At 63.1% G+C, this 1,904-nt stretch carries 2 protein-coding genes; both read right to left on the reverse strand.

What is annotated here, in order from left to right; translation table 11 throughout:
• Nucleotides 1–273: 273 nt before the first annotated feature.
• The gene (gene rsmG, locus A5777_RS05685; protein ID WP_064861929.1) at nucleotides 274–930 is read right to left on the reverse strand and encodes a 16S rRNA (guanine(527)-N(7))-methyltransferase RsmG; all 657 of its coding nucleotides are present in this window, start codon (nucleotides 928–930) and stop codon (nucleotides 274–276) included.
• Between the two features lie 238 nt (nucleotides 931–1,168).
• A complete protein-coding gene (locus A5777_RS05690; RefSeq protein WP_064861928.1) occupies nucleotides 1,169–1,852 on the reverse strand; it encodes a Jag family protein in 684 nt (227 codons plus the stop codon).
• Between the last annotated feature and the right edge of the window lie 52 nt (nucleotides 1,853–1,904).

A 1,904-nucleotide genomic window follows, 5' to 3' on the forward strand; every position in this document is an offset into this window, starting at 1 on the left:
CGGGCTGCGGCGGCGGCGATGGGAGTGTCGTCGAACTGCTCGGGCGTCGACGTGGCCGGCGGAATCGTTTCACGTGAAACATCCGGCTGTTGGTCGGTCACGCTGTGGCTCCTCTGCGATATTTCGTAAGCATCGTCGGCGTCCAAGATTGTTTCGCCCCTCTATCGTGCAGCACGCACGATCCCTCGCCCACACTCCGATGTCCTGTCCATTTTGCTCCCTCGAGCCGTCGCAAACCAACTGCAGACGTCAGCACCTCAGACCGTCGCATTCTCACCTCGTTCGACGGCGTTTCGGCGCACCGCGCTTGTCTCCGATCACCAAGGTCGTCGGCTGGTCGACAACAGACTCGCCGACATATTCGACGCGGAGACCGGCGATTCCGTTCCGTTCCGCGGCCTTCCGATCCCGTTCGATCTCCTCTGGAGCCGACGATCCCTTGAGCGCGACGAGTCGACCTCCATCGCGAATCAAGGGAGCGGACCATCGACTGAGCCGATCCAGGGGAGCCAGCGCCCGAGAGGTCACGACGTCCGCGGGTTCGACTTCGGCGAGGACCGACTTCTCTTCAGCGCGCCCGCGGACAACGTATACCGGGAGACCAAGAGCGTCGACCGTCCGCAGGAGAAAATCACTTCGACGCAGCAGTGGCTCGATCAACGTGATCGTGAGGTCGGGACGCGCGATCGCGAGCGGAATGCCGGGCAGTCCAGCACCACTGCCGATATCAATGATCGTCTGGCCGTCGTCGATGACTTCTTGGATCACAGCGCAGTTGAGTATGTGGCGATCCCAGAGTCGCGGGACCTCCCTCGGTCCCATGAGCCCGTGGTCGATTCCATCGGTGGCTAGGATTCTGCAGTACTCCTGAGCTAGCGGGAGACGATCGCCGAAGATCGATGTCGCTGCCGGGGGAGGGGAGTCCGCCACAGCGGCGCGTTCCGCGACGTTGTCGCCGTCGACAGCGGACCCATCACCATGCTCGCCATCGGACTCATCGTGTTTCACGTGAAACAGTGCCTTTCCCTCAGCGCGGCGTCGGCTCCATGTTTCACGTGAAACACCCGAACTACACGCATGTGATTCCTACCGGTGAAACAACGAAGTCCCGGCCGAAACCGGGACTTCGTTGCTTGTGATCTCCAGGCGCATCGCCGCGGACACCAGTTCAGTTCTTGATGACTACCACGCGGCGCTTCGGCTCCGCGCCCTCACTCTCGCTCATCACTCCGTCGACAGCAGCGACAGCGTCGTGCACGATCTTCCGCTCGAACGGAGTCATCGGGTCGAGCTGCTCCCGCTCTCCCGACTCCAGCACACGCTCAGCAACCTCGCGGCCAAGTCGCGCGAGCCGTTCGCGGCGATCCGCACGCCACCGCGCGATGTCGAGCATCAGCCGGCTGCGATCGCCCGTCGCCTGCTGCACGGCAAGCCGGGTCAGTTCCTGAAGCGCATCCAGAACCTCGCCCTTACGGCCGACGAGCTTCGTCAGGTCGTCGCCTCCGTCGATGCTGACGATCGCGCGGTCACCGTCGACATCCAGATCGATATCGCCATCGAAGTCCAGCACGTCCAGCAGCTGCTCGAGGTAGTCGCCAGCGATCTCGCCTTCTTCGACGAGACGCTCCTCTTCGTCTTCCTCGTCAGCGTCGTCGTCCATGTCTTCGCTGTCGACGTCGTCCGCGTCAGTTGCCACGTCATCGCGGACCGCGTCTGGGGCCTCATCGTCGTTGACATCAGACGTCGACTCGACGGTAGCCGTGTCGACGGCCTCCTGGCCCGCGCCGGCCTCGAGAGTCTCGTCGTGCTCGGTCGACTCGGCGTCTGCGTGTGTTGCAGTCTCGGCTGTCATATCAGTTGCACCTCGCTGTGTGTTCATCGGTGATGTCTGTGTTGGGGGTGGG

It is taken from the genome of Gordonia sp. 852002-10350_SCH5691597 (assembly GCF_001665715.1).
Classification (GTDB): domain Bacteria; phylum Actinomycetota; class Actinomycetes; order Mycobacteriales; family Mycobacteriaceae; genus Gordonia; species Gordonia sputi.

What these genes read in the sequence shown, in the direction of transcription:
- A5777_RS05690 (WP_064861928.1), bottom strand. Translation starts at nt 1,852, where the DNA reads ATGACAGCCGAGACTGCAACACACGCAGACGCCGAGTCGACCGAGCAC.